The sequence below is a fragment of the Paenibacillus sp. Soil766 genome, from assembly GCF_001428105.1.
GTDB lineage: Bacteria > Bacillota > Bacilli > Paenibacillales > NBRC-103111 > Paenibacillus_E.
Genome location: NZ_LMSJ01000015.1, coordinates 93,723 through 119,101, shown reverse-complemented (window position 1 = coordinate 119,101; position 25,379 = coordinate 93,723). Strand labels below are relative to the sequence as shown.

Below are 25,379 nucleotides of genomic sequence, written 5' to 3'. Positions count from 1 at the left end.
ATCCTGTTAGTGTAAGGGAGAATTGTGAAGGAAAAATTTCTAATTTCTCACGGATGACATCCCTATTCACGCGGTTCCTAGAGTCTCGTCACTTCCTCCAATACGAGGTCATTAAATTGCATTTTATAAATGTCAGGCTTCCTGGTCTGATTCATGAAATCGAATCCATATGTCGCATCAAAGTGATTCATCATTAATGTCATCACATTACCATGTGTGCCAATGGCTATCTTCCTACCCTTATTTTCTTCTAAAATAATCTTCAATACTGCCACCGATCTTTGTTGGCAGGCTTTATTAGATTCTCCACCTGGATAAGCATAATCAAAGTCATCAAACATCCGCTTCATCTCTGACATAAAATCTTCTGCAGGAATCAGAGCATCTTCACTAGAAAAATGCCTTTCCCGAAGATCTTCAACAATCTTAATCTCTTGTTCTATTTCTTTAGCCAACCCCTCTAGGGTTAAAATTGCTCGCGCATATGGGCTAGATATCAGCATATTAATTTCTTCATCTTTTAATATCTTTGTGATGTCTTCTACGTCCATTTTCCCCTTGGGGGTAAGTCCCCTGGTCCTTTCATTTCCTTCATTATAGGGAGATTCCGCGTGTCTAACCATATAAATCGTCGTCTTCATGTGCGCCTCCTAAAACTACTTTATTCCCCCACACCTTCATTTTCACAAATACTTCCTTATACGCATTCGCGAAATGCTTTAAATCTCCTGCACTTCAACTGAAAACTGCTAATAGGCATCCTTTTCCCATGAATGCTCCGATTTCGGGGGATTTTGCCCCAAACAGTTGCACTTTTGCAGGTTGCTGTGAGGCTGATAGCAGGTCGTTCCTTACCCTATTATGGAGCTTACCATCATGTACCCCCTTACTGCGACGCTAAAAAGCCAAAACCCCCTAGCATCCGCCAGGGGGTTCGGTTTCAACTATATCTTCGTTCGTTACACCACGAACGAGCTTTTCAATGAAACGATCAAGTTGAACACCAGATGATCCTGTGTTGTGTACTTCGGATCCACGTTGAAGTAACCGTGGCGGAAGAACTGGAACTTATCATGCGGGCTCACGCTCTTCATGTTGTCCTCGACGAAGCCTTGCACGATTTGCAAGGAATTTGGGTTTACTTTATCCATGAACGATGTCTCTTCTTCGCCTTCCTCATCGTCTAAGATCAGTGGCTCGTACAGGCGGAATTCCGCGGGTACGGCGCTTTTCGCATCCACCCAGTGGATGGTGCCTTTGACTTTACGGCCAGTGAAGCCGCTGCCGCTTTTCGTCTCAACATCATAAGTGCAGTGCAATTCAACCACATTGCCATCCGCATCCTTGATGAAGTCATTACACTTGATGAAGTAGGCGTTTTTCAAACGCACTTCGTTGCCGGGAAATAACCGGAAATACTTGGGCGGTGGATTCTCCATGAAGTCATCTTGCTCGATGTAGATCTCGCGGGAGAATGGAATCATGCGATTGCCCATTTCCGGGTTCTCGGAGTTGTTCTCCGCTTCCAGCATCTCCACGCCATCCTCAGGATAGTTGGTGATGACAACTTTGAGCGGATTCAGTACGCCCATCGTGCGCAGCGCCTTCAGCTTCAAATCCTCGCGGATGAAGTGATCCAGCATGCGTGTGTCAACCACACTGCCGCCGCCGCCTTTGGATACGCCAAGCTCACGGACAAAGTTGCGAATCGACTCTGGCGTCAAGCCTCTACGACGCAGACCTGATATGGTCGGCATACGTGGATCGTCCCAACCATCAACGGCTTTCTCGTCGACGAGTTGTTTCAGCTTTCTTTTGCTCGTAACGGTATTCATTAAGGAGATACGGGCGAATTCATATTGTCTCGGCACATTCGGCATCTCACACTCACGAATTACCCAGTCGTAGAACGGACGTTGATCCTCAAACTCACTCGAACAGAGCGAGTGTGTTACACCTTCAATCGCATCTTCCAGCGGGTGAGCATATGTGTACATCGGATAGATGCACCAAGCATCTCCCGTGTTATGGTGATGTGCGTGAAGAATACGGTAGATAACCGGGTCTCGAAGATTAATATTCGGCGCTGACATATCAATTTTGGCCCGCAGCACACGCTCGCCGTCTTTGAAATCACCCGCACGCATACGCTCAAATAGGGACAAATTCTCCTCGATCGTGCGCTCACGATAAGGACTGTTTGTTCCTCCTTGCGTCAACGTACCACGAGTTTCACGGATTTCATCCGCAGATTGGTCGTCTACATAAGCCAGTCCTTTGCGAATCAAGACTAATGCTCGGCTATACATTTCTTCGAAATAGTCCGAAGCGAAGAAAAGCCCGTCCCATTTAAAACCGAGCCATTCTACGTCTTGTTTAATGGACTCCACATATTCAACATCTTCTTTGACCGGATTCGTGTCATCAAATCGAAGGTTCGTCAACCCATTGAAATCATCCGCGATTTCAAAGTTCGTGCATATCGCCTTTGCATGTCCTATATGAAGGTAACCGTTCGGCTCCGGGGGAAATCGGGTCACGACCTGACTGACTTTGCCTGATTTCAAATCTTCGTTTACAATGTTCTTAATGAAATTGGATATTGCGCTTACGTTAGCTTCCGCGTTTTTCGTTTCCATATGTGCCCAGCCTTTCTCCCACGGGGTTAAAGTTTTATTTTCTATCATACACTAAATGGTACTCAAATATAAAGGAGACATAGAGATGGAATCATTCGAGCATTATTTAGACCAATATGCAGAGCTTGCCATACGCGTCGGATTAAATGTACAAAAGGATCAAACCGTCGTCATCACGACGCCGATAGCTTGTGCAGATTTCGTCCGCAAGCTGGCTCAGAAGGCTTATGACGTTGGTGCGAAGGATGTCGTCGTGGACTGGGATGACGATGTAGTAAAGGCGCTTCGCCTGAAGCACGCACCCGAAGATACCCTTCAGAACTACCCCGCATGGCGTGCTAACGGGATGGAAGAAATGGCAAAGGAAGGTGCAGCTTTCCTGTCCATTTACGCACCCAACTCCGATTTGCTCAAAGATATTGATCCAGCCCGTGTCGCCATGTCCAGCAAAGCAGCAGCTACGGCACGCGCAGGCTACCTGAACTATACACGCAGCAACAAAGTCAACTGGCTTATGGTTTCCTACCCAACACCTGAATGGTCAGCAAAGGTATTCCCGAATTTAGGCGAAGCTGAGCGGGTTCAGAAACTTTGGGAGCAAATTTTCAAGCTGACGCGTGCTGATCTAGCCGATCCTGTGACCGCATGGAAAGAACATATCGGCACCTTGACGGCGAAACAGAACTTGCTGAACAACAAGAAGTTCAAGCAACTGCATTTCCAAGGACCAGGTACCGACTTGTACATAGAACTAGCACCGAAGCATCTATGGGTTGCCGCAGGCAGCGAATCTGAGAAGGGTATTTTCTTCGTTCCGAACATCCCGACAGAGGAAGTGTTCACGATGCCCGCTCGCAACGGAACGAATGGTACGGTTCGCAGCACCTTGCCGCTGAGCTACCAAGGTTCGTTAATCGATGGCTTCTCCCTAACCTTCAAAGATGGCCGCGTCGTCGAAGCAACTGCAGAAGTGGGTCAAGAAGTACTCAACAACATGCTCAATATGGATGAAGGTGCTCGTTATTTGGGTGAAGTCGCACTCGTGCCTTATGACTCCCCCATTTCACAGTCAGGTCTCATCTACTACAACACACTATTTGACGAAAATGCTTCCTGTCACGTCGCGCTAGGCAATTCCTACCCGTTCACGATTGAGGGTGGAACGACGATGAGTGCCGAGGAGCTTGAAGCAAATGGCTACAATAAAAGCTTAATCCACGTAGATTTCATGATTGGTTCCAAGGATATGGCGATTGACGGGATTACGGCAGACGGTACGCGCGAGCCTTTATTCCGCAATGGAAACTGGGCATAAGCCCACATGAAGAAAGACCGCCCTACATGGAATTTTTTCCGTGTAAGAGCGGTCTTTGTCGTCTCTAGTCCTCGTCTTCAAGACTTGGTGCACGCACCATGCTGGTCGTCAAGGTTTGCGTAACAGCCGCTTCCTTCAGCTTCCATTTATCTTTGTGCCATTTCCACACCGAAGTGACATAGCCTAGTGTGTCTGCATTGGCAATACCTGTGATGCGCTGAACACCTTTCAACTCACAGAAGCCATCCCGATCCACATCGACGGGCTTCAACAGGCTGTACGCATCCACATTAACTATGATTGGCTTTACAATTTTCCCTTGGTTGTAAATGCCGAATTGCTCGTAAGCCTCCTTGCGATCCGCAATATCGAGAGTAAAGGATTTGCCGGTCTCCTCGATTTTCATCTTCACCTTATAGTTATTCTTAAAGGTCGCTTTGACATGCAGCGGTTCTGGCATCGGGATCGCAGTGGGCACATTATTTCTGAGCGAATAGATGTAATTCGAAGTAAACCCGCCACTGCCGCCGGTATCGGAGGTCACATAGATTTGTGGCAGCTTGTCATGGATAAAATCACAAAAATCCATTTTCGGATTGTACCCGCCCTCCAGCGGAATCACGACCTGCGCCTGACCTTGTCCGACGGAGGAGATAAACAACTTGTCATAATAGGGACTGTTCATGTCCGATTTCAGACCGACAAGGGAGACCATCTCTAATTTGCCGTCACCGGTGACATCAATCTCACGCGTCTGGATGAGCTGACCTTGCCCACTCTGTGGAGGCGTTAGTTGTGCGGGTGGCGGAGGTACCGCTAGCGTGGAGGCCTCTGCCGACCCACTAAAGCTTAAAGCGCCGCTCAAGAGCATACCCAATGCTGCTGCGCGCAGTGGGATTCTAAAACTTTTTCTAAACCGAGACATTGTTCGCACTTCCCATCATGGAATTGAATTCGGTTTATTATTCCAATTTTTCCAATGTGGTATGCGCGAAACGGGCAACAAAGGATTTTCATCAGTATAATCGAATAATGAATGAAGAATACGACCAGAATTAAAGAGGTGTTCCTTCTGAAAATAGATCGTTTACTCGCCATCACCATGCTGCTGCTCAATCGTCGCCGTATTAGTGCCAAGGAGCTTTCCGAGCGGTTCGAGGTGTCTATGCGCACCATTTATCGGGATGTGGAGGCTATTAACCTAGCTGGCATTCCGGTTGTTTCCTATTCGGGACTCAGCGGTGGATATGAAATCATGGACCAATACCGTCTGGATCGGCAGTTTCTTTCTTTGGAAGAGCTGCAATCGATCATCACCGGCCTCAAAGGAATTCATGCTTCCGTCCCCGACCAAGAAATCAGCAATCTGCTGGATAAGGTCGGTGCACTCGTCGCCAAATCCGAGCAACCCGCTGCAAAGCAACTGGGCAACCAGCTCATTCTCGACATGAATCCTTGGGGCAGCAGCCAGCAAAATACAGAGCATCTTGCGACTCTCCGAACCGCAATTAAGGAGACAAGACTCGTCACTTTTTCTTATCTTTCATCGCAAAGCGAACCGTCCGTGCGAACCGTAGAGCCCATGGGCATCGTGGTCAAAGGCTTCGGCTGGTATCTGTACGGTTACTGCTTGCTGCGTGGGGATTTTCGGATTTTCCGCTTATCTCGTATGCATGGCGTCGATGTGCTTTCCCAAATATTCGAACGCAAGCAAGAAACGTTGGAGCAGCTTGACTATCGTCTAGGCAACAGAAACCCTGCCACCCTTATTACGCTCGTGCTGCACGCTCAGCCGAATGTCAGGGCACAGATCGAAGATTATTTCCGTCCAGAGCATGTGACCCTGCAGCCCGACGGAACACTGATGATTAGAGCGACACAGCCCGATGAGCCATGGCTGTATGGCACACTGCTCAGCTATGGCCCCAGCCTGCGCATTCTAGAACCGGCGCATATCGCAGCCATTATCAAAGAAAAAGCCGAAAAAATAGTTGCCCTTTATTCGAATCACTGACATTCTGTTGTCAGCAATGTTTGTCTATACTAGGGGTATGAGGTGTGCGTATCAACCAAGAACAAGCATCGATAGGAAACTCTGCCCCTGCTGACAACATATCCATACAAGAATGCCCTGCTAGTGATGCCAGTTTCTTCTGGCGGCAAGACCAAGCCCATACTTACGATGCCAGTACAAATTTGAGGAGGACAACCCCCATGATTAAAATGATTGAAGATTTTGCAACCGAATATGCCCGAGAAGCGCAAGGCACCCAACGCGTCATGGACGCCCTAACAGATGCTTCACTTGCCCAGAAAATCACGCCTGAACTCCGTTCACTTGGACAAATTGCGTGGCACATCGCTACAACAGTCCACGAGATGCTGTCCCGCACAGGGCTGACATTCACCGCCCCTGAAGGGGAGGAGCTTGCTCCCGCTTCTGCCCAAACTATCGCTGATACCTACCGCACCTCCGCTGCCGCAGCCATCGAAGCGGTTAAGTCGCAATGGACCGAGGCCAAGTTGTTCGAGACTAGCGATATGTACGGCGATCAGTGGCCTAACGGGCTTACGCTCCGCGTCCTCATCTCCCATGAAATTCACCACCGCGGTGAGATGATCGTCTTGATGCGCCAAGCTGGATTGCGCGTTCCCGATATTTATGGTCCAACGAGGGAAAGTTGGGTTGAGATGGGTATGCAGCCGTTAGTGTAAGCGAAGGTCTAGGCGGAACATCCATATACACTCGCCTACACCCATACGCACACCGACTCTGCCCGTTTAGCGGAACTACAAGTAGAATAGATGGATTTTCTGTAGTTAATTTCGCTGGAATTAGCTGGAGATTTTCCAGTTATTCCTCGGACTACGACGATCGAGACATCTAAATCTCGTCTAAACATAGAAAGAGTTGCCTCCTCAAGTCACCATGACATGAAGGGCAACTCTTTTTTGCCTATTCGGCCGTTGTAATCTCCTACAACCTCCCCACCGAACCATCCTTATACCCCACGATCACCTGGCTCGCCAGCCCGATAAAAAGCCCATTCTCCACTACGCCAGGAATACCGTTAATAGCTTGATGGAGCTCAGGAGGTCTCGGGATACTATCGAAGCGGCAATCGATAATATAATTTCCGTTGTCCGTCACATAAGGCCGATTATCAACAACTCTAACTGTGGGCTCGCAGCCAAGCGCTCGGAGTTTCCGATTCGTCAGTTCATAGCCAAACTTTACAACCTCAACAGGTAGTGGAAATGCGCCAAGCTGTGCAACAACTTTACTTTCATCCACCACGATAATGAGCTTCTTGCTTGAAAATGCGACGATTTTCTCCCGCAGCAGAGCGCCCCCTCCTCCTTTGATTAAATGCCAAGCAGGGTCGACTTCGTCGGCCCCATCTATCGTGACATCGATTTCTGAGATATCTGCAAAAGGTATCAGCGGGATCCCCAACTCCTTAGCCAAATTCTCAGAAGCAACTGAGGTGGCGACGGCCTGAATGTGCAGGCCATTTTGTACCCGTGCACCAAGCCCTTGGATCGCCCAATAGGCCGTTGATCCCGTCCCCAAACCGACGATCATCCCATCTCGAATTTCCGTAATCGCTAGCTCTGCTGCTGCTTTTTTCGCTTCCACTTGTGCACACTCCTCACTTCTACTGATTGAATTCTATCCAACAAGTTTAACACATAAAAGAAATCACAATGCAGCATCGTTCGCGCAATCAGATATGCGAGGATTCTTCTCATGGGCTATACTGGAAAAAAGGAGGCGATCCGCGATGTACAATAAAACGGTACTCATCACCGGAGCTAACTCCGGCATGGGCCTTGCCGGGGCGGTGGCATTGGCCAAGCTAGGCGCCAACGTCATCATGCTCTGCCGGAGCAGACAAAGAGGCGAGCAGGCACTAGCAGAAGCACGGCGTCAGAGCGGCTCCGAGCATATCGAACTGATGCTCTGCGACCTCGCTTCGCTTGCGAGCATTCGCGACTTCGCGGCGGCGTTTCTAGCCAAGCACGACGTGCTCGATGTGCTCGTAAACAACGCCGGCGTCGTCACCGTGAAGCGGAAAACCACAGCAGATGGCTTCGAGTCCATGATGGGTGTCAACCATCTCGGCCACTTCCTGCTGACCCAGCTTCTGCTGGACGCTATCCTCCGCGCTCCGCAGGGGCGGATCGTCAATGTCTCTTCCGGCGCCCACAAAATCGGGCGCATCGATTGGGCCAACCCTCACCTTCAGCGAGGGTTCCGGGTCTGGAACGGATACGCCCAGTCGAAGCTGGCGAATATCCTGTTCACCCGCGAGCTCGCGAAGCGGCTCGCAGGCACTTCCGCCACGGCCAACTCGCTCCATCCGGGAGCCGTGGCCACGAACATCGGTGTCGATCGCGACACCGGGTTTGGGAAGGCCGTGCATGCGATGATGCGGCCGTTTTTCTTGACGGCGGCGCAGGGCGCGGATACGGCGGTGTTCTTGGCCACGAGCCCTGACCTGCAGACGGTCAGTGGCGAGTACTTCTACAGGCGGGCGATTGCGCCTGTTTCCACCCGAGCGAAGGACGACGCGTTAGCTCGTCAGCTCTGGGCTTGGAGCGAGGAGCAGGTAGGACTCACTGGCGGCTAGTAAGGGCCTCAACTTCATTGAAACTGCGGATAACAGGACCCACATAAGGGTACGTTATAGGGAGTATTTACCTTATGTTCGGAGTGTGAAGACCCTTGGATTTCTTTCGCAGTCAAGAATCACTGACTACCATGCAGTGGATTTTACGCGCCATCATAGGCTACTTCTTTCTGCTCATCACCGCCAAAGCATTAGGCCAACGCTCGATCTCTCAACTGCGTTTTCTCGATTTCGTCATCGCTCTCATTCTAGGTAATATCATGGCTCACCCGCTATCTGACGAGCACTTAGCCTTAAAAGGCTCCATGATCACCACCCTAGCGCTCGTTGTGCTGTATCTCCTAACCTCTTGGCTGAGTCTAAAATGGAACTTCCTTAAACATCTCTTTGAACCGTCACCTCTCACGCTTATTGAACACGGACAGCTTCGTATGGGCGGCCTGCGCAAGGCCAAAATCTCCGTCGACCACCTTTTCTCTGAGCTTCGCAAGCAACAAGTGGAGGATATTGAGAAGGTAGCGCTCGCACTTTGGGAGCCTGGTGGGATGGTCTCCGTATTCCTTGAGCCTCAGCATCAAACGGTTACCGCCAAAGATATGGCAATCCCAAGCACACCTTTCTCCCTCATGAAGCCACTAATCATACAGGGTGCCTATGATAAAAAGCTGCTCGCACAGCAAGGGAAAGATATCGCTTGGTTAGAGGCGCAGATGCAAGCCGCAAAGGTTGAACTCGAGCACGTCGTGCTTGCTACAATAGACGATCAAGACCAGATCCGGGTATACACGGAATTGGTCGCACAACAAAAAGACGAATTAACGCTGCATTAAGCGTTGGTTCGTCTTTTTCTTGTGGCTTTTCAGCTATTTGTGTTGGACATTCACCCCGAATTGATTAAAAATGATGTACACAACTGGAGTTGATTGGATTGGTCCAATCCAACTGCTAACTTGGCTACTTATCAGAGCCATTCACTGGATACTTCCAATGTAGCGCGCGCGGGTTGGGGTTCGGATGAGACTGTGGTTGGGGTTGGGGTTGGGGTTGGGGTTGGGGTTGGGGTTGGGGTTGGGGTTGGGGTTGGGGTTGGGGTTGGGGTTGGGGTTGGGGTTGGGGTTGGGTGCGGGATCGGACGAGGCTGTGGGTACGGTGGCGGTTATGCGGGACGAGTTTGTCCCTGTGGTGAGGTTAAGTTTGCTGTTGAGGTGGAATGGTGAACATGCTGTACGGTTGGACTACGAATTCTTGTTGCCTATGTGTCTTTAAGTAGCGTCGCCTTTGCTTTGGTATCCTCGGCCTGTCGTCATCCTCTTCCCAGGGGTCCCACTAGCGTCCTTTCAACTTTAGATGGATTTTATACAGCTAATTTCCTCGTTTATTGTCATTTTCCTGATCTAGATGGAAAAACTCCATCTATTTCCTTCCTATCCCCCTCATTCGGCGTAAATGTGTGAATTTAGCTGTACTTTTGGGACTGTCGATTAATTCTCAACTACACAGTTCCAAAATACCAATAAAACAACGTGTTTTCTTCCGTTATCTCTCAAAATCTCTTCCATTCATGGTATAATAGAGATACATAAGAAGGGGGCGTTGTTTTTGAAACAGGTTCGTTACAAGCAGTTGGAGCAGATTTCTTTCGCCGACGTGGAGGTCTATTCGGTGTTGCCAGTACATCCTATCTGGAGCCGCGCAGCTGAGTTGCTCGACTTCAGTTTTGCGGATGAAATCTGCGCTCCACTCTATTCCACTCGTGGACCAAAGCCTTACGCCCCTTCGTTAAAGTTAAAACTCCATATTGTGCAACGTTATTACAATCTCTCCGACCGCGAAATGGAAGAGCGCGTTATCGGAGATTTGTTCATTAAGCGTTTTCTTGGTCTCCCAGTAAGTTTCATCGGATTCGACCACAGTACCATTGCCCTTGACCGTGAACGGATGGGGTCTGTTCTTTTTGACGCTTGTCACCATCACATCCTTGCCCAAGCCAAACAAAAAGGTTTGTGGGGAGAAAAAAATGACGTTTGGCTTGTCGATTCGTTTCATACAGACGGACATGTGGCGCGACTCTCGGCTTACCGTCTCATCAAGCAAGCCGTTCTTCGGGTAATCAATCATCTCAAACGTGCTCACAGCATGCTGTATCGGCAGCTTGGCCTTGAATTGGATTTGCGCGTATTGACCGACAAACTACCAGTCAATCCTACGCCAGAAGATATCGCCGCCTTGTTCAGCAAGTTAGTTGTCTTCGCTTTTGGGCTTCTGTATTGGTTCGAGAAAGCATCCATCCGCGCCATATTTTGGTCGTGGAACCATCGTGAACGACAACTTGTTTCACTAGAAAGACAAGCGATTCTGTTTCGTATCCTTTCTGAGAATACGGAGCCAGGTCATCCGGATGATCCAAATGGCACCTACAAGAAACGCCCCCGCAAAGAACGTCCGGTTGATCGGCTGCTTAGTAGCGTCGATCCGGATGCGCGAACGGCCAATAAAGGGCTAAAGACGTTTGTCGGAGACAAGATTCAAGTGGTCACATCAGCGGCTCATAATATCGTGTTGCTTGCTGAGCCCATTGCCTGCAACGAGGTGAACGGAGTGCAACTGCAAGCGCTTGTAAACGCAATACGCGAGCGGCATTTTGTTAAACCCGAAGCGGTTGTAGCGGACTCCGCCTATGGTTATGGGTGTCATCGTCAAGCCTTTACTCAGGATGAGATCACTCTCGCATCACCGCTCAAAAAAGTAAACGAAAACCCTACCGGTTTGTATACAAACGACTTATTTGTTTATGACCATGAGGCTAAAACCGTAACCTGCCCTGCTCAAGTTATTACAAGCAAAGCTGTAGATAACCGTAAGATCGAAGGGAAACAGTATAAATTTCCTAAGTCAACGTGCAAGGCTTGCCCATTACGTGAACAATGTACGGAGAGTGCAAGTGGTCGAACCATTTTCATTAGTGACTACTACGAAGAGTTCCAGCTCGCCAAAGTTTTCAATGAAACGGAAGAGGCTGTGGGACTATTTACAAAGCGAAATGCAATTGAACGCAAGAACAACGAGATGAAAAACCATAACGGTCTCGGGCACGCCCGTTCACACTCAAGAGAGAAACGCCGAACGGATGTGAAGCTCGTGAGCATGGTCGTTAATCTCAAACAATTTGTTAAACAAGAGAAACCTCTCGTGCTGGGATTCGTAAGAAAACGTCTCCCTAGTTCCCGTATGCCCATTCTGCAAGTCAGTAGCAAATAAGACAAAGAGAAAGCCTTAATTACGGCACTTTTAACCGCAAATTACCTCGAAAATATTCGCAGTAAAGTAAATATGTACTGTCGGCTAAATTTAATCGACAGTCTCCTTTTTCCAGTTAATCACCCCAAAGTGGGTTTCACAGCAAAATTAGCTACATAAAATCCATTTATTCCAAATTCCCAGCTTTATTCCGTGCCTTTCTGTTCTGTTCTGCTCTGTTCCGTTCTTCTATCTTCTTCGGTTCCGTTCCGCGCCCTTCTTTTTGTTGCCCTCGATCATGTGGATGTTCGCCAATGTACGGTCGAAGTATCGCCAAATTTGTGATCCCCAATGTTACGATCGAAGTGTTGCCCGATGTTGCGGTCCCCCATTTTGCGTTGGAAGGTCTGTCGGTGCTAGAAATCCGTATCTCCCCCCTTCCCTCAGCCAGGAACGAGCGTGACTTTTTTGCCAGACCGCGCTATATTCAAGCAGTCATTCGACTTCAGTCCAATACAACAAAAAGGCGCCGAGCTGGCCTACAACTATCCAAACTTAACTTTCTTTGTGTGGAGCGACTCCAACGAATAAGCCTTTACTATGCACGAAGACCCCGCCTCTGCTCAAGCTTCGCTCCCTGTAAATTGGGAAACAAGCCTAGTTGCAAGGCGAGGTATCCTGCGGCATCCAATCACATAAACCGCTTTTCTACTTTTTTGCTAATAAACAACGAAACACCAATGAATAAGGCCACATAAATAAGCTGGTACGGATGATCCATGAATCGCTTCAGATCGTAGCCAATAAAACTGACCGACATGACCATCACTGCTTTCCCCGCAGCAACCGCCACTAAGAAGGAACGGAAACGCATTCGCACCAACCCCGCCGCCATATTAATGACTACAAAAGGTCCGAGGGGAAATAAGCTAAGAATAAAGACATAATTGAAAGCTTGGCGCCGGGCCCAGTTCAAGCTTTTTTGAACCTTCGGCTTCTGCGACCAGCGCACGAGATAGGGGTGGCCCGCCACTTTTTTCACAATGGCAAACGTCACTAAGCAACCACATACAATACCGATCCAGGAGTAAAGAAAACCGAGCCACAACCCATACACAGCAGCATTTACACTAATGATCACCAATGTTGGGAGCGGTGGAATGAAAGATTTCATAAAAGGAAGCAGTAGCCCCGGGAGCGGACCGAATGAACGGTACTTGTCCAGAAGCAGCATCAGATTCTCTTCGGTTAAATAAGATAAGAGCTCTTTGATATCCATATGGCGTGAAAAGTCGACAAGTTTCGACATCCCCTCTCCTCTCGTTCATATGGCACGATTATAGCACGCCGTCCCCAACCAGCGCACGATTAAGCACAAAACAAGCCGACGCCGGATGCATCCAGTATCAGCTTGCGATTCGAACTTATTTGAAATTGTAAGAACTTATTTGAACTTATCTGGGAACTGCTTGATAATCCCATCCGACAACATATCGGCATACATGGTCATATGATCGGAATTCTTGTCCGAAGCAAGAATGTCCGCTTTCCAGTCCTTTTTTAGCCTTGAGGTAACTTGGTCGGTAACAAGCTGCAAGTGTGCATACAGCATGTCTTGTTGTTCTTTCTGAGACCAGTTCGGGTTAGCGGCGCTTAGAAATTTGGCGATATCATCCGCATTCCGGTACCATTCTTTATTCACTTTCGCGAGCTCGGCCTGATTGCCAGCTTTGGCCGCATCCAACACCCCTCCAGCAAGCAGGATGTGCTCCCTCAACAGCTCAGCCAGCTTATTCCCCGCCGCATCTCCGTAGTACGGTTTGATCGCGTCACCAATGTCCTGCTGATTCTTCAGCAGCCTGGCCAATACATCCTTCTGATCCTCTAGCCCTGCAACCGCACTAACAATGTAGCTCCTCGTCCAGCCCACATGATCGACCCAAAGTCTCCTCATGTCTTGCTTCAGCTTCACCTTCGAAGGCGTCAAACAAAGCGCAGACCCTGGTTCTTTCCCCGCAGCATGTACGCCCATCGGCATGAAAGTGAAAGTAAGAACCATCGTGACAATCAGCATTACTACTAATAATCTTCGTTTCATATAAACCTTCTCCTCTGCAAACAATTCTCGAACATCGTTTATTTTGAGGAAAAGCTTACGTTTTTATGCCCGTTCCCTATTAGACTAGCTTGGCATTCTGATTATGGAGTTGTATCTTCGCCCTAGGGCGATGGTGCAGCACATAGTACAAAGCCGCGGATAGCAAAGGAACGAGCCCTGCGACAACATACATCATCCGGTAATCCGCCATAGAGGCGATCATTCCCATCACATAAGAGCCTAAGCCGTACCCAAGGTCAAACAGCAGGAAAAACGTCCCCGTTGCACTCCCTCTGCGGTGTTCAGGGGCCAGCTTCATCGCTAAAGCCTGAAAACACGGTAAAAGCGCTCCATAACCTACGCCCATGATGACGCCAGCCACTAATACCATCGTCCCGGAGTGCGCCTGACTTAGCAGCAGCATCCCTACGGCAAACAAGACAATCCCAGGGTAATACAGATAATGCTCATTGTAAGAATCGAATATTTTCCCGATCAGCGGCCGAAACACGACAATCATCAGTGCAAACACCACAAAGAAAGTCCCGGCAACTTGAGATTGATGAATTTCAACGGTAAACGAGGACATAAAACCAGATAGCGAGCTATAGGCAAAAGCTAAAATAAACCCCACCACCGAAATAGGCAGCGCCTTAGGTTCGATAAAATCACTCCACTGCAAACGTCGTTTCTCCCGTTCTTCAGGCACCACTGCCTGCAACGCTACCTGCTCTTGCTTCGGCACTCGCATACCTAGCGTGAAGAGAAGCGAGAGCGCAGCAATCACACAGATAGCCAACAGCAGTACATGGATGTTCTTATCTTTCCATAAAAACAAACCCATCGCTGGCCCGATGACCATCCCGACGCTCATAAACATGCTGAAGTAGCCCATCCCTGTTCCTTGACGCGAATTAGGTACGAGTGACGATGCAATCGTACTGGTCGCTGTCGAAGCAATCGCATAGCTCATGCCGTGAATAAGGCGAATCAGCATAAACAGGAACATGCCTTTTGCACCGAAATAGCTGATGCAGGCCAATAAGAAAATGACCATTCCGATGATGGCCATTTTCTTTTTCCCATAGCGATCTACCCATTGTCCTGAGAAGGGCCTAATCAACACGCCGCCAATAACATAAATCGTAATTGACAACCCCATCTGTTGCTGATTACCGTGCAAGCTATCCTTCACATATAAGGGAAATGCCGTAGCAAGAATATAAAAAGTGAGAAACATGAAAAAGCTGCTCATACATACAACAACGAAATTTTTGCTCCAAATTCTCTCTCTAGTCAACATATGTGCTCCATTCTCCACCAGGGTTTTCTTTCTGTTGAACTAGTATAAGAGTGAAAACCAATAAAGTATAATACATATTATATGATAGAATGATCACATCAAAGTTATGAGAAAACTTCTATCGAGGCCATTCGAAGATGAGCGACCGCGTTTAGATGTAAATTTTATCGCCAATCAGAAAACAGTTTTCGGTAACCGAAAACTTATACCTTCTGATGTGGTGAGTAAAGCGAGGATTCACTATGGAATTCCTACAGCTTCATTATTTTCAAACGGTCGCGCGCCTTGAACACATGACCCAAGCTGCCAAAGAGCTCAATGTCTCCCAGCCTTCACTCAGCAACTCTATCCAGCGGCTTGAGAAGAAGTTAGGTCTCCCTCTCTTCGAGCGCCAGGGACGGCACGTGAAATTAAATGCCTTCGGGAAAACGTATCTCCGTCATGTTGAGCAAGCTTTCCTAGCCTTGAAAGAAGGCGAACGTGAGATCAAAGATATGGCTGGACTCGACCATGGCGTCGTTTCCCTGTTTGTATCGCTTCCGTATGTGCTGCCGACTCTGCTCAAGGAATTCCTGACCCTTCACCCCCATGTCAGAGTCATCCAGCGACAGTTGGCTTCTGCCTTGGAAATGAAAAATGATCTAGAGAATGCCGAAATCGATTTCTGCATCTCTTCTACACCGGTAATCGGCCCGGATATTGAATGGCTTACACTCGTTGAAGAAGAGCTATATTTGACTGTTCCGAAGGGACACCGATTCGCCGCCAGAGATAGTATTCGCTTAATAGAAGCCGCCAATGAACCCTTCATCTCCCTCTCCTCTCAAACGAATTTCCGGGAAATTACAGATGGCTTCTGCCGTCAGGCGGGGTTTGAACCACGCGTCGCGTTCGAGCTTGAGGAAGTCAGCGCCATTCAAACCTTGGTCGAAATGGGGCTCGGCATTACTTTCACCCTTCCGCTTTCCCTAGGGAGGAGAGCTTCCAATCCTGATACTGTTCAGTTAAAAATAACAGAGCCCTACTGTCACCGCACCTTCGGTATCGCATGGAATCGCAAGCACTACCTCTCTCAAGCGGCCATTCATTTCCGCGAGTTTGTGATTGCTTATTTTAAGCGAGGTTAGAGAGGACGATGAAGAGACCTGCGGCAAGCTGCTGCGGGTCTCTATTGTCTCCTCTCGAAAGCAAGACGTACAGCTAAGCCGGTCAATACACTGCCCATCAGCCACCGCTGGATCTTCAGCCACTTCTATAGGTTCAGTAGGTGCAGGAGCAAGCTTTTTTGAACATGCATCCGATTTTCCGATTGCTGATAAATAATAGATTGCTCCGATTCGATCACATCTTCTGCGATTTCGAAGCCGGGATGGATGGGCATATCATGCATAATATAAGGCAAATGCTTCCCGAGGCTGCGCTTATTGATTTGGAAAGGCATCATGATGTCAATTCGTCTTTCTTTTTCTTCCTGGTAATGTGCCTCTGAGAAAAACTCCATGTCGACCCATGTATCCGTGTAGATAAAATCAGCCTTTTTCATCGCAACAGACAGCACTTCAACCTCTTCAATGTATTCGCTAACGTAGGCTTGCTTCATCAATTCTTCATCCCACGAAGCTTCATTAACGATTGGCGTTACTAGCAATAGTTTGATGCCCAAAGTCATACAACCTGCAACTAAGGAATTAACGACATTATTATGAATACCAACATAAGCCAGTGTTACGCCTTCAAAAGTTCCTTTGACTTCATAAATCGTCATCAAATCCGCAAGGGCTTGGCACGGATGATACTTATCACAGCATCCATTAATTACAGGCACCTGCGAATAAGCAGCTAACTCTAGTAAATCGGCATGTTTTTTGAGCCTAGCCATAATGACATCACAATTCCTCGACACATAACGAGCTTCGTATTGGATCGGGGAGATTCTAAAGTTACTGGCGTCCCAATCCATATTCACCGCGTATCCGCCCAGTTGATGAATACCTGAATGGAAGGAAAGCGCCGTTCGTGTTGAGGATTTCTGGAAAAGCATGAGCAGCCCTTTACGCTCGCAGTGATGGTAGTAGGCTTCGGGATTGTTTTTGACCTCTATCCCTTTAAGGATAATGGACAACAAGGTAGCTTTGTCGAGCTCTTGCAAGGACAGAATGTGTTGCAACTTCGTCACCACTTTCGTATAATTATTCATTTATGTGTATTTTTATACATTGTAGAGCGATAGCGACACTCTGTCAACACTTGGATAGGCTGTATTCCTTGTATAAGCCCCCAGCGGTTCTCTTTCACTCCACATTGATTTGTTATTCATATACAACAAATGGTAACACTACGTACATCACTCCTATTTCCTTTAGTCGTAGTTATCCATATTGAATCTTAGTTATATCAACCAAATAGCGGAATCAGGTACTCTTAGAGATGTAAACACAACCAATTGAACGTACTTGGGAGGTCACATATTACATGAAAAAGTCATTCAAACAATGGATTGGTGTCAGTACGACAGTCGTCATGGCTGCAACGGTGGTTGCAGGATGCGGCAATACATCCACTAAGACAGAACAAGCAACAACAGCGCCAAACGCTGCTGCAACAGCTAATGCGAAGCCATTCGCAGGAAAAACAATCTCCTTAGTAACAGCCAACCATCCTTGGGCAGAAGCGATCAAACCCTTGCTTCCCGATTTCGAGAAAGAAACGGGTATCAAGGTGAATGTTGAAAACTTTTTCGAGGACCAGCTCACACAGAAGCTGACCGTGCAATTCACATCTGGTTCTGCAACACCTGATGTTTTTATGTATCGCCCTCTTCAAGAAGGCAAGCTTTTCTACAAAAATGGTTGGGTTCAACCTCTTGACGACTACGCTCAAAAAGCAAAAGACTACGACTTTAATGATTTCTCTAAATCCGCCATCGGTTCAACAACAGTTGATAGTAAGTTAGCTGGTATCCCGATTATTACGGAACAAGAAATTTTGTACTACCGGAAGGACTTGCTGCAAAAGGCGGGTATTGCTGTTCCTAAAACGTTAGAGGAGCTTACCGCGGCGGTTAAAAAACTGCATGATCCGAAAAATGAGATGTACGGATTCGTAGCCAGAGGCCAACGATCTCCACTTGTTACGCAAGTTTCTTCCTTCCTATACTCCGAAGGTGCAGACTTCACAACAGGCGAGAAGGCTAGCATTAATACCCCTGAAGCACTCAAGGCTTTTACAACTTACGGTACATTGTTGAAAGACTATGCGCCTCCAGGTGTGCTCAATATGTCATGGCCGCAAGCTTTCGGTATCTTCGCTCAGGGTAAGGTAGCTTTCTTAACCGATGCGAACTCACTCTACCAGAATGCAACGGATCCAGCGAAATCGAAAATTTCTGATCAAGTTGGGTTTGCTGTATTCCCTGGGGGTAAAGCAGGCTCCAAGCCGTATAGTATTACATCTTGGGGGCTTGCGATGAACAGCAAATCCGCCAATAAAGATGCGACTTGGGCGTTCATTCAATGGGCAACAAGTAAAGAGGTTGTGTTGAAAACACAGCAAAAAGGTAACCCTGGTGCCCGCGCTTCGATTTGGGATAAACCAGAAGGCACAACAGGCTTCCCGGCTGAGCTCGTCCCGATCATCAAAGAAAGTGCCAAAACAGGCGTTGACCACGATCGTCCAACGGTGATTAGTGTAGGTGAAGCTCGTGATGCTGTTGGTGAAATTGTTCAGAAGGTCATGTCAGGTGAAACGAATCTTCAACCTGTGGCAGACAAAGCCAACCAAGCATTGCAAGCGATTATGGATAAAGATAAAACAAGATAACGATGTGTTCGATGGATGAAAAGGGTCATCTGATGGCCCTTTTTATCTTTTAGACGGAAAATAACGACATCAGGAAGGGTGCATGCAGCGTGCAATACAGTTGGTTTAACCGCAACTTAAAATGGATTTATACACTCCCCGCGGTCATCTTCGTCCTGCTAATGATGCTGTTTCCGATCATCTATACCGTTCGGATCAGCTTCTATGAATGGAGCATGTCCGCAACGACACCACCTCTCTGGGTTGGTTTGTCGAATTATATAGCCCTGTTCAAAGATGAACGCTTCTGGCATGCAGCAGGTTCTACTTTTTATTTCACATTTGCAGCACTTACCTTCGAAGTGATTCTTGGTATTGCCATCGCCCTGCTTCTTTCCAGAGAGTTCCGCGGGAAGAACATCGTAAAAACAATCTTTCTACTGCCAATGGTAGCAACACCGGTAGCCATGGGCTTAGTCTGGATGCTGATCTACGAACCTACGATCGGGGTAGCCAACATGTTGCTCAAAACGTTTGGTCTACAACCACTCCTATGGTTAGCTTCACCTAATCAGGTCATTCCTTCGCTTGTTATCGTCGATGTGTGGGAATGGACACCTATGATTGCACTCATTATTATGGCAGGGTTAGCTACACTCCCGACAGATCCTTATGAAGCTGCGGATGTCGACGGCGCAAGTACATGGAGAAAGTTTGTTTCCATTACACTTCCATTATTAAGACCGACCATTATTGTGGCCGCTATGTTGCGATTGATTGACGTCTTGAAGACGTTCGATATCATCTATGCGACGACGCAAGGTGGCCCGAACTTCGCTTCAGAGACTTTGAATCTATACGGATATGTGCTTGGCTTCCAATACTTTAAGCTTGGGATGGCTTCGTCACTGCTTGTCATTTTCTTCGCACTTGTTATGGGACTAACCTTATTTATGATTTGGATGCGTAAACGAATGGAGGGAGCGACATCATGAAAAAAAAGAAAGGTCTAAAAATTGCACAGACGCTGCTTACCTTTCTGGTCGTCATCGTGTTTGCATTTCCATTCGTATGGATGCTCCTCGCATCGTTTAAGACACAATCACAGATCTTGTCGACCGGCCAAATGTTTATCTTTAAACCGACGTTTCATAACTATGTCAGCGTATTTAAAGAATATGATTTCATTAGATTTATCTGGAACAGCTTCCTCGTGGCCGCTGGTTCAACACTGTTGTCACTTATTCTAGGACTCCCTGCGGCATATGCGATTGCTCGTCATCACCTTCATAAGCTGGGACTTCTCATCTTAGTCGCGAGAATTATCCCGGGAATTACCTTTCTAATTCCTTGGTTCATCTTGTTCTCCAAAATCCATTTGGTGGACACGTATACAGCACTTATTTTAAGCCATATGCTTGTCGGACTGCCTTTTATTATTTGGATTATGATCTCTTTCTTCGAGGCTCTGCCTACCGAAATCGAAGAGTCAGGTCTCATCGACGGCTGTACACACCACCAAGTTTTCTTGCGCATTATTTTGCCCATCTCGGGACCTGGCGTTATTACGGCATCGCTTCTCTCCTTCATCTTCTCGTGGAACAATTTCATGTTCTCGGTGATTCTCGCTGGAGACAAAACAAAGACGCTCCCGATCGCTGTATTTAACTTTATGTCCTACTCCGAAATCAACTGGGGGGCATTGATGGCGGCCGCTTGCATCATTACACTTCCGGTTCTCATCATCGCTTTAGTATCTCAGCGTTATGTCGTAAGCGGACTTTCCGCCGGTGCTGTTAAAGGTTAACAACCAGAATTGTGAAATACGAGAGATGCCTCCTTTCTTTTAGGCAGCATCTCTCGTATATTAAATTTGAAGTTGGTTAGCTTAGCAGATACGTGGAAGGTGACTTCGCATGCCCTATAAATTGAATATTTTCAGCAAAATTTTAATTCTGTTAGTTTTACTTCTGATTCCCATTGTCATGCTCTACAGTTTTACGAATCGAATTACAAACAATGTTGTACAAGATCAGATTCAATCGTCCAATTTGAACCAACTGTCTTTTTTTATGCACCAGCTGGATGCAGATGTAGAGCGATTAGCCATGTCGCCCGTGATTCTAGGAAGTGACCCCTATGTAAGAGAGTACATCGATAAACACAATTCGCCGGAATATGACATGTTGAAGGAACAATCGCGCATCATCGAAAAGCTTAGCCTGCAAAGTGTCTCCAGCGGTTGGGTAAATGAACTCACAATTGCGATTCCCAAAGGAAAGCAAGTGCTATCCTCCAGCATCTTCGTAAATGGTACCGATTCGTGGCCTTGGCATAGACCGATCCAGAGAACTTGGACCTATGAAGTACGTGAAGGTGACAAAGGTGTCGGATCTTTCATTAGGGAAGTTAGTGAGCCGATTCGCGCTCAAGTCGTGGATCAAACGAATGTGCTTTATCAAGTGAGATTTAGTGTACAGAATATGGTTCAGCTGCTCGATGTGTATAAGAAAGATAAACGAAGCGATCCTTTTTTGGTGGATGGCGGGCAAGCCTTAATTCTTAACAGCTCTTCAGATGCGTCTATTTCGGCTACTATCAGAGAATTTCTAACTGGATCTACTATACCGCTCTCCGGTCAAAAGCAGATTGAAATCAATAAACAGCAGTATCTGGTCAGTTATGTGAAATCAACGCAATTGGATTGGTATTTGGTAGACTACGTGCCCGTTCAGAAAATACTATCTCCCATTACCATGACCCGCAAGCTGTTTTACATATCGATCGGACTCCTGCTCATGATGAGTGTGCTAGCTTCTTTTATCTTGTATCGGAATGTACAAATACCTATCGGCAAGATGATTCAAAGTGTGCAGAAGGTGAAAAGAGGCGACCTATCGGCACGCATCGACTACAAAGCCAAGAATGAATTCGATTTCCTCATTCAACGGTTTAATGAAATGGCGACGCAAATTCAAGTATTGGTTGAAGATGTTTATGCGGAGAAAATACGCTCGCGCGAAGCCACTTTGAAACAGCTACAGTCACAGATCCATCCGCACTTTCTGTACAATTCGTTATTCTTCATTATCAATTCAGCTGAGATGGAGGACAAGGAATCCGTTGTCGCTATGTCACAAAATTTGGCCGAGTTTTATCGGTATACAACAAGAATCGAGAAACAAGTCGTTCGGCTGCAGGAAGAAGTGAATTTCGTTATTCACTATTTAAACATTCAGCAATTGCGTATTCACCGGTTAGTGTATGACATTCATATACCGGAGGACATGTTGAACGAATCGGTTCCTAGGCTTATTCTTCAACCTTTGGTGGAGAACGCCATTATTCATGGCATTGAACGCAGTATGGAAAGTGACTGCATCACCATCAAGGGCGAGCAAGACGGGGACTGGAACCGAGTGATTGTCGAGGATAACGGCCCTGGTCTGAATCAAGAGAAATTAACTCAGCTATCGAAACAGCTGGAGCAACCGATGTCCGATGACATTGGCTGTGGCACATGGAATATTCATCATCGGCTATTTTATCAATTTGGAGAAGGATCGGGGCTGACTTTTCAATTAGGAGTAGATGGGGGTATGAAGGCTGTGTTGACTTGGAAGCGTGAGAAGCAGCAGGATACCCTTCCAGCTGCTCAGGAGAGAAGATCATGATACAACTTCTTATTGTTGATGATGAAGCGCATGTTGTAGATCGGCTGCACGCCACCATTGACTGGACGTCACTGGGCATTGAACAAATTTTCAAGGCATATTCGGGTAAAGAAGCTTTAGAGCTACTTGAACAATTTTCGATTGATATCGTCATTACAGATATTCAGATGCCGGGAATAAGCGGCTTGGAGCTGATTGCGGAAATCAACGATAGATGGCAGAAAACGAAGTGCATTCTCTTATCGGGCTACTCTGATTTCAACTACGCCAAAGAAGCCATCCTTCAAGGTACGGAGGATTATTTATTAAAACCCGTTACAGAGAAGGATTTGCTGGCTACGGTTGGTCGGGTCATGGATAAGCTTCAGAAGGAATGGCAAGAAGTCATCTCCACCCAGCGGCTTACTTACACGTTCAAAGAAAACCTGCCTCTACTGAGAGGAAACTTGCTGAATGATCTCCTTCAAGGACGCAAACTTTCTGAGCAATCGCTCCAAGAGAAAATGCATATGCTTGAACTCCCGGATTTTCATGAACAGACTTGTGTATGTATGATGATTCGCCTTGAATCTGACTTCCTTGAATATGATATGAGGCGTCTATCCTTAATGGAATATGCCATCAGTAATATGGTTGAGGAATTATTTGCCGAGAAATTCGATAGCTGGTCAACCAAAGACGCACATGATTATTTGGTTTTCATCATGAAACGGAAGCCAGTTACTACTGAGAAGGAAGACCCTGGTTGGCTTGAACGAACAGCAGCTGCCCTCCAATCCGCCGTGAACAATTATTTGAAGGGCAAAATCTCCATTCTACTCAGCAGTTGGGGAGAGTTTCCTGGTGATATCACAACCATATATAACTCCTCTCTGAGTGCCTTTCGCAAGCAGATTGGCAGTGAACATGAATTATTAATGGTGCTCGGCGAAGAATCCGCCCAAACGGAACTTTCCGCTTTGCAGAAACTGTATGAACCTCCTACACTCAATCATCTCTTGGAGGCAGCCCGATGGGAAGATACCAAAGAGAAGCTTTCATTAATTTTTGACGAAATGGAAGCGAAGTTCTCGGAGTCTCAAGAGCACTTATTGGAGGTATACTTCTCAGTTGCATCCGCTTTTGCTTATATCGCTCACAAAAACGGCCGACCCTTGCATCAGCTCATTGGCGGGGACTACGAGAAAATGACGGAAGGCATTCCCTTCCGCAGCGTGAATCAATTACGTGAATGGTCCATTCGCTCCTTACATCGGATGATGGAGGATATGGATCAGGAGAGAAAAGACAGCCGGGTCACCCTAATTAGTGACATCCGCTCTTTTATTGATCTGCATCTGGCCAGCGATGTCTCATTGCAATCGATTGCGGATCACGTGTATCTGCACCCCGTTTATGTGTCTAAAATTTATAAATTGGAAACTGGCGATAATCTAAGCGATTACGTCAATCGGGTACGTATGGATAAGGCTTCCTATCTGTTGAAAAACGGTCACGATAAAATTTACGAAATCGCCACGCAGCTCGGGTACCAACGTCCGCACTCCTTTAATCATGCTTTCAAAAAGCATTATGGGATGACCCCTCAGGAGTATCGCGATCAATATTCTTAACCGGAAGAGAGGATGAGTAGTGCCATGTCTGACGTCCTAACCACGTTAACAGCATCCAAGGTGATTGCCATCATTCGGGGAATTGAACTCATGCAGGCCCCCCCTCTATTCGAAGCACTCGCAGCAGGGGGGATTCAGCTTGCAGAAGTGACTTTGAACACGCCGAATGCGCTTCGAATCATAGATCACATGCGTAAAAAGTATGATGGCCGTATGATCATTGGCGCTGGGACAGTCCTTCATGCAAGGGAAGCAGAAGGAGCTATTCAAGCAGGAGCACAGTTCCTCATTTCCCCGAATGTGGATCAAGGCGTAATTGAGACGGCATTAGAACAACAAGTAACTCCGATGCCGGGTGCACTGACACCAACGGAAATCGTGCAGGCCATGAATTACGGCGCCCCGATCGTTAAACTTTTTCCTTGCTCCAGCTTAGGTCCTTCGTATTTGAAAGAGCTCAGAGGTCCTCTAAATGAACTGAATATCCTCGCAGTCGGAGGTATAACCAAAGAAAATGCAGCTTCATATCTCAAAGCTGGTGCAACTTCGGTAGGTATAGGAGGAAGTTTGGTAGCGCTAAATGAAATTCAACAAGGGAACTATAGTGCGATTACCAATTACGCCGAACAGCTCATGGCGGTTGTACATGCAGTCGACCTTTAAACATTCTAAGGTACAGGGAGAGGAAAGGCGATACGGTGGCAGCAGCCGTCATGGAATGAGCGACCCTATCATCGGGAAGAATCCGATGCGAATCGAAGATATGTTTCATGTCCTATACCGCGGCGGATTTTATCGTGGAGGCCCCATTCTTTCTAGTGCGATTTCTGGTATCGAACAAGCACAATAAGTTGTTCTACAATTAATAAGCACAAATAAGTCGTCCTACAATTCCTTGATGAATTGTGGGACGACTTATTCTGTTTAGATGGCATTTAGAGATCTACATTAAGCTAGCCTCGAAGTAATAAATGGAAAACCTCCAGTTAATCCCTGCACATTTCCGCCTACTCACAGATTAACTGGAAAAACTCCCGCTATTTCAACTGGAAATACCCCTTCTGCTGA

At 47.1% G+C, this 25,379-nt stretch carries 23 protein-coding genes; 15 read left to right on the top strand and 8 right to left on the bottom strand.

Annotated features, from left to right (window positions below):
* Positions 1-77: 77 nt before the first annotated feature.
* Entirely contained in the window at positions 78-641 is a 564-nt protein-coding gene (locus tag ASG89_RS13325) for a histidine phosphatase family protein (protein ID WP_057311193.1), read from the bottom strand.
* Positions 642-959: 318 nt separating this feature from the next.
* The gene (locus tag ASG89_RS13320) at positions 960-2,639 is read right to left on the bottom strand and encodes a glutamine--tRNA ligase/YqeY domain fusion protein (protein ID WP_057311192.1); all 1,680 of its coding nucleotides are present in this window, start codon (positions 2,637-2,639) and stop codon (positions 960-962) included.
* A gap of 85 nt (positions 2,640-2,724) precedes the next feature.
* Here ASG89_RS13320 and ASG89_RS13315 point away from each other — a divergent pair, with 85 nt between their 5' ends.
* Complete coding sequence (locus ASG89_RS13315) at positions 2,725-3,954, top strand: aminopeptidase (RefSeq protein WP_057311191.1); 1,230 nt, start codon at positions 2,725-2,727, stop codon at positions 3,952-3,954.
* A gap of 64 nt (positions 3,955-4,018) precedes the next feature.
* Here ASG89_RS13315 and ASG89_RS13310 read toward each other — a convergent pair whose 3' ends face one another.
* Entirely contained in the window at positions 4,019-4,879 is an 861-nt protein-coding gene (locus ASG89_RS13310; protein WP_057311190.1) for a hypothetical protein, read from the bottom strand.
* A gap of 111 nt (positions 4,880-4,990) precedes the next feature.
* On the opposite strand from ASG89_RS13310, the gene ASG89_RS13305 reads away from it, so the two are divergent.
* Positions 4,991-5,968 (top strand): helix-turn-helix transcriptional regulator, encoded by a 978-nt coding sequence (locus ASG89_RS13305; RefSeq protein ID WP_057311189.1) that lies wholly within the window; start codon positions 4,991-4,993, stop codon positions 5,966-5,968.
* A gap of 182 nt (positions 5,969-6,150) precedes the next feature.
* A complete protein-coding gene (locus ASG89_RS13300; protein WP_321166500.1) occupies positions 6,151-6,669 on the top strand; it encodes a DinB family protein in 519 nt (172 codons plus the stop codon).
* A gap of 262 nt (positions 6,670-6,931) precedes the next feature.
* Here ASG89_RS13300 and rpiA read toward each other — a convergent pair whose 3' ends face one another.
* Positions 6,932-7,594 (bottom strand): ribose-5-phosphate isomerase RpiA, encoded by a 663-nt coding sequence (gene rpiA, locus ASG89_RS13295; protein WP_082593057.1) that lies wholly within the window; start codon positions 7,592-7,594, stop codon positions 6,932-6,934.
* Between the two features lie 145 nt (positions 7,595-7,739).
* On the opposite strand from rpiA, the gene ASG89_RS13290 reads away from it, so the two are divergent.
* The 4 genes from ASG89_RS13290 to ASG89_RS13275 all read left to right on the top strand — a co-directional run bounded on the left by ASG89_RS13290 (position 7,740) and on the right by ASG89_RS13275 (position 11,846).
* Positions 7,740-8,588 carry an SDR family oxidoreductase gene (locus tag ASG89_RS13290; protein WP_057311187.1) on the top strand — a complete coding sequence of 283 codons (849 nt, stop codon included), beginning with the start codon at positions 7,740-7,742 and terminating at the stop codon, positions 8,586-8,588.
* A gap of 95 nt (positions 8,589-8,683) precedes the next feature.
* Positions 8,684-9,418 (top strand): DUF421 domain-containing protein, encoded by a 735-nt coding sequence (locus ASG89_RS13285; RefSeq protein ID WP_057311186.1) that lies wholly within the window; start codon positions 8,684-8,686, stop codon positions 9,416-9,418.
* A 93-nt stretch (positions 9,419-9,511) separates the two neighbouring features.
* Positions 9,512-9,805, top strand: a complete 294-nt coding sequence (locus ASG89_RS37140) for a hypothetical protein (RefSeq protein ID WP_157276640.1) — start codon at positions 9,512-9,514, stop codon at positions 9,803-9,805.
* A gap of 382 nt (positions 9,806-10,187) precedes the next feature.
* Positions 10,188-11,846, top strand: coding sequence for a transposase (locus tag ASG89_RS13275; RefSeq protein WP_057311184.1), 1,659 nt, complete (start codon positions 10,188-10,190; stop codon positions 11,844-11,846).
* Positions 11,847-12,516: 670 nt separating this feature from the next.
* Here ASG89_RS13275 and ASG89_RS13270 read toward each other — a convergent pair.
* From ASG89_RS13270 to ASG89_RS13260, 3 genes are all read right to left on the bottom strand, one after another.
* On the bottom strand, positions 12,517-13,134 hold the full coding sequence (locus tag ASG89_RS13270) for a TVP38/TMEM64 family protein (protein ID WP_414813262.1): 618 nt from the start codon (positions 13,132-13,134) through the stop codon (positions 12,517-12,519).
* Positions 13,135-13,269: 135 nt separating this feature from the next.
* The gene (locus tag ASG89_RS13265) at positions 13,270-13,923 is read right to left on the bottom strand and encodes a hypothetical protein (protein WP_057311183.1); all 654 of its coding nucleotides are present in this window, start codon (positions 13,921-13,923) and stop codon (positions 13,270-13,272) included.
* A gap of 79 nt (positions 13,924-14,002) precedes the next feature.
* The gene (locus tag ASG89_RS13260) at positions 14,003-15,226 is read right to left on the bottom strand and encodes an MFS transporter (RefSeq protein ID WP_057311182.1); all 1,224 of its coding nucleotides are present in this window, start codon (positions 15,224-15,226) and stop codon (positions 14,003-14,005) included.
* A gap of 242 nt (positions 15,227-15,468) precedes the next feature.
* Here ASG89_RS13260 and ASG89_RS13255 point away from each other — a divergent pair, with 242 nt between their 5' ends.
* Positions 15,469-16,353, top strand: a complete 885-nt coding sequence (locus ASG89_RS13255; protein WP_057311181.1) for a LysR family transcriptional regulator — start codon at positions 15,469-15,471, stop codon at positions 16,351-16,353.
* 125 nt (positions 16,354-16,478) lie between these two features.
* Here ASG89_RS13255 and ASG89_RS13250 read toward each other — a convergent pair whose 3' ends face one another.
* A complete protein-coding gene (locus tag ASG89_RS13250; protein ID WP_063867858.1) occupies positions 16,479-17,423 on the bottom strand; it encodes an ornithine carbamoyltransferase in 945 nt (314 codons plus the stop codon).
* 275 nt (positions 17,424-17,698) lie between these two features.
* On the opposite strand from ASG89_RS13250, the gene ASG89_RS13245 reads away from it, so the two are divergent.
* From ASG89_RS13245 to ASG89_RS36375, 7 genes are all read left to right on the top strand, one after another.
* The gene (locus tag ASG89_RS13245; protein ID WP_057311180.1) at positions 17,699-19,045 is read left to right on the top strand and encodes an ABC transporter substrate-binding protein; all 1,347 of its coding nucleotides are present in this window, start codon (positions 17,699-17,701) and stop codon (positions 19,043-19,045) included.
* 89 nt (positions 19,046-19,134) lie between these two features.
* The gene (locus tag ASG89_RS13240; RefSeq protein ID WP_057311179.1) at positions 19,135-20,019 is read left to right on the top strand and encodes a carbohydrate ABC transporter permease; all 885 of its coding nucleotides are present in this window, start codon (positions 19,135-19,137) and stop codon (positions 20,017-20,019) included.
* A complete protein-coding gene (locus tag ASG89_RS13235) occupies positions 20,016-20,831 on the top strand; it encodes a carbohydrate ABC transporter permease (RefSeq protein ID WP_057311178.1) in 816 nt (271 codons plus the stop codon). Before ASG89_RS13240 ends, ASG89_RS13235 begins: the two co-directional genes overlap by 4 nt.
* 109 nt (positions 20,832-20,940) lie before the next feature.
* Positions 20,941-22,698, top strand: coding sequence for a sensor histidine kinase (locus ASG89_RS13230; RefSeq protein ID WP_057311177.1), 1,758 nt, complete (start codon positions 20,941-20,943; stop codon positions 22,696-22,698).
* Positions 22,695-24,311: a response regulator transcription factor gene (locus tag ASG89_RS13225; protein WP_057311176.1), complete on the top strand. Its 1,617-nt coding sequence runs from the start codon at positions 22,695-22,697 to the stop codon at positions 24,309-24,311. Before ASG89_RS13230 ends, ASG89_RS13225 begins: the two co-directional genes overlap by 4 nt.
* Positions 24,312-24,335: 24 nt before the next feature.
* Positions 24,336-24,974 (top strand): bifunctional 4-hydroxy-2-oxoglutarate aldolase/2-dehydro-3-deoxy-phosphogluconate aldolase, encoded by a 639-nt coding sequence (locus ASG89_RS13220; RefSeq protein WP_057311175.1) that lies wholly within the window; start codon positions 24,336-24,338, stop codon positions 24,972-24,974.
* A gap of 55 nt (positions 24,975-25,029) precedes the next feature.
* The gene (locus tag ASG89_RS36375; RefSeq protein ID WP_414813261.1) at positions 25,030-25,161 is read left to right on the top strand and encodes a hypothetical protein; all 132 of its coding nucleotides are present in this window, start codon (positions 25,030-25,032) and stop codon (positions 25,159-25,161) included.
* Positions 25,162-25,379 lie beyond the last annotated feature (218 nt).

Bases quoted from the DNA above. Each gene is read 5' to 3' on its own strand.
- ASG89_RS13325 (WP_057311193.1), bottom strand. From the start codon at position 641: ATGAAGACGACGATTTATATGGTTAGACACGCGGAATCTCCCTATAAT.
- ASG89_RS13320 (WP_057311192.1), bottom strand. From the start codon at position 2,639: ATGGAAACGAAAAACGCGGAAGCTAACGTAAGCGCAATATCCAATTTC.
- ASG89_RS13315 (WP_057311191.1), top strand. From the start codon at position 2,725: ATGGAATCATTCGAGCATTATTTAGACCAATATGCAGAGCTTGCCATA.
- ASG89_RS13310 (WP_057311190.1), bottom strand. From the start codon at position 4,879: ATGTCTCGGTTTAGAAAAAGTTTTAGAATCCCACTGCGCGCAGCAGCA.
- ASG89_RS13305 (WP_057311189.1), top strand. From the start codon at position 4,991: ATGAAGAATACGACCAGAATTAAAGAGGTGTTCCTTCTGAAAATAGAT.
- ASG89_RS13290 (WP_057311187.1), top strand. From the start codon at position 7,740: ATGTACAATAAAACGGTACTCATCACCGGAGCTAACTCCGGCATGGGC.
- ASG89_RS13270 (WP_414813262.1), bottom strand. From the start codon at position 13,134: ATGTCGAAACTTGTCGACTTTTCACGCCATATGGATATCAAAGAGCTC.
- ASG89_RS13265 (WP_057311183.1), bottom strand. From the start codon at position 13,923: ATGAAACGAAGATTATTAGTAGTAATGCTGATTGTCACGATGGTTCTT.
- ASG89_RS13260 (WP_057311182.1), bottom strand. From the start codon at position 15,226: ATGTTGACTAGAGAGAGAATTTGGAGCAAAAATTTCGTTGTTGTATGT.
- ASG89_RS13255 (WP_057311181.1), top strand. From the start codon at position 15,469: ATGGAATTCCTACAGCTTCATTATTTTCAAACGGTCGCGCGCCTTGAA.
- ASG89_RS13250 (WP_063867858.1), bottom strand. From the start codon at position 17,423: ATGAATAATTATACGAAAGTGGTGACGAAGTTGCAACACATTCTGTCC.
- ASG89_RS13245 (WP_057311180.1), top strand. From the start codon at position 17,699: ATGAAAAAGTCATTCAAACAATGGATTGGTGTCAGTACGACAGTCGTC.
- ASG89_RS13235 (WP_057311178.1), top strand. From the start codon at position 20,016: ATGAAAAAAAAGAAAGGTCTAAAAATTGCACAGACGCTGCTTACCTTT.
- ASG89_RS13230 (WP_057311177.1), top strand. From the start codon at position 20,941: ATGCCCTATAAATTGAATATTTTCAGCAAAATTTTAATTCTGTTAGTT.
- ASG89_RS13225 (WP_057311176.1), top strand. From the start codon at position 22,695: ATGATACAACTTCTTATTGTTGATGATGAAGCGCATGTTGTAGATCGG.
- ASG89_RS13220 (WP_057311175.1), top strand. From the start codon at position 24,336: ATGTCTGACGTCCTAACCACGTTAACAGCATCCAAGGTGATTGCCATC.
- ASG89_RS36375 (WP_414813261.1), top strand. From the start codon at position 25,030: ATGAGCGACCCTATCATCGGGAAGAATCCGATGCGAATCGAAGATATG.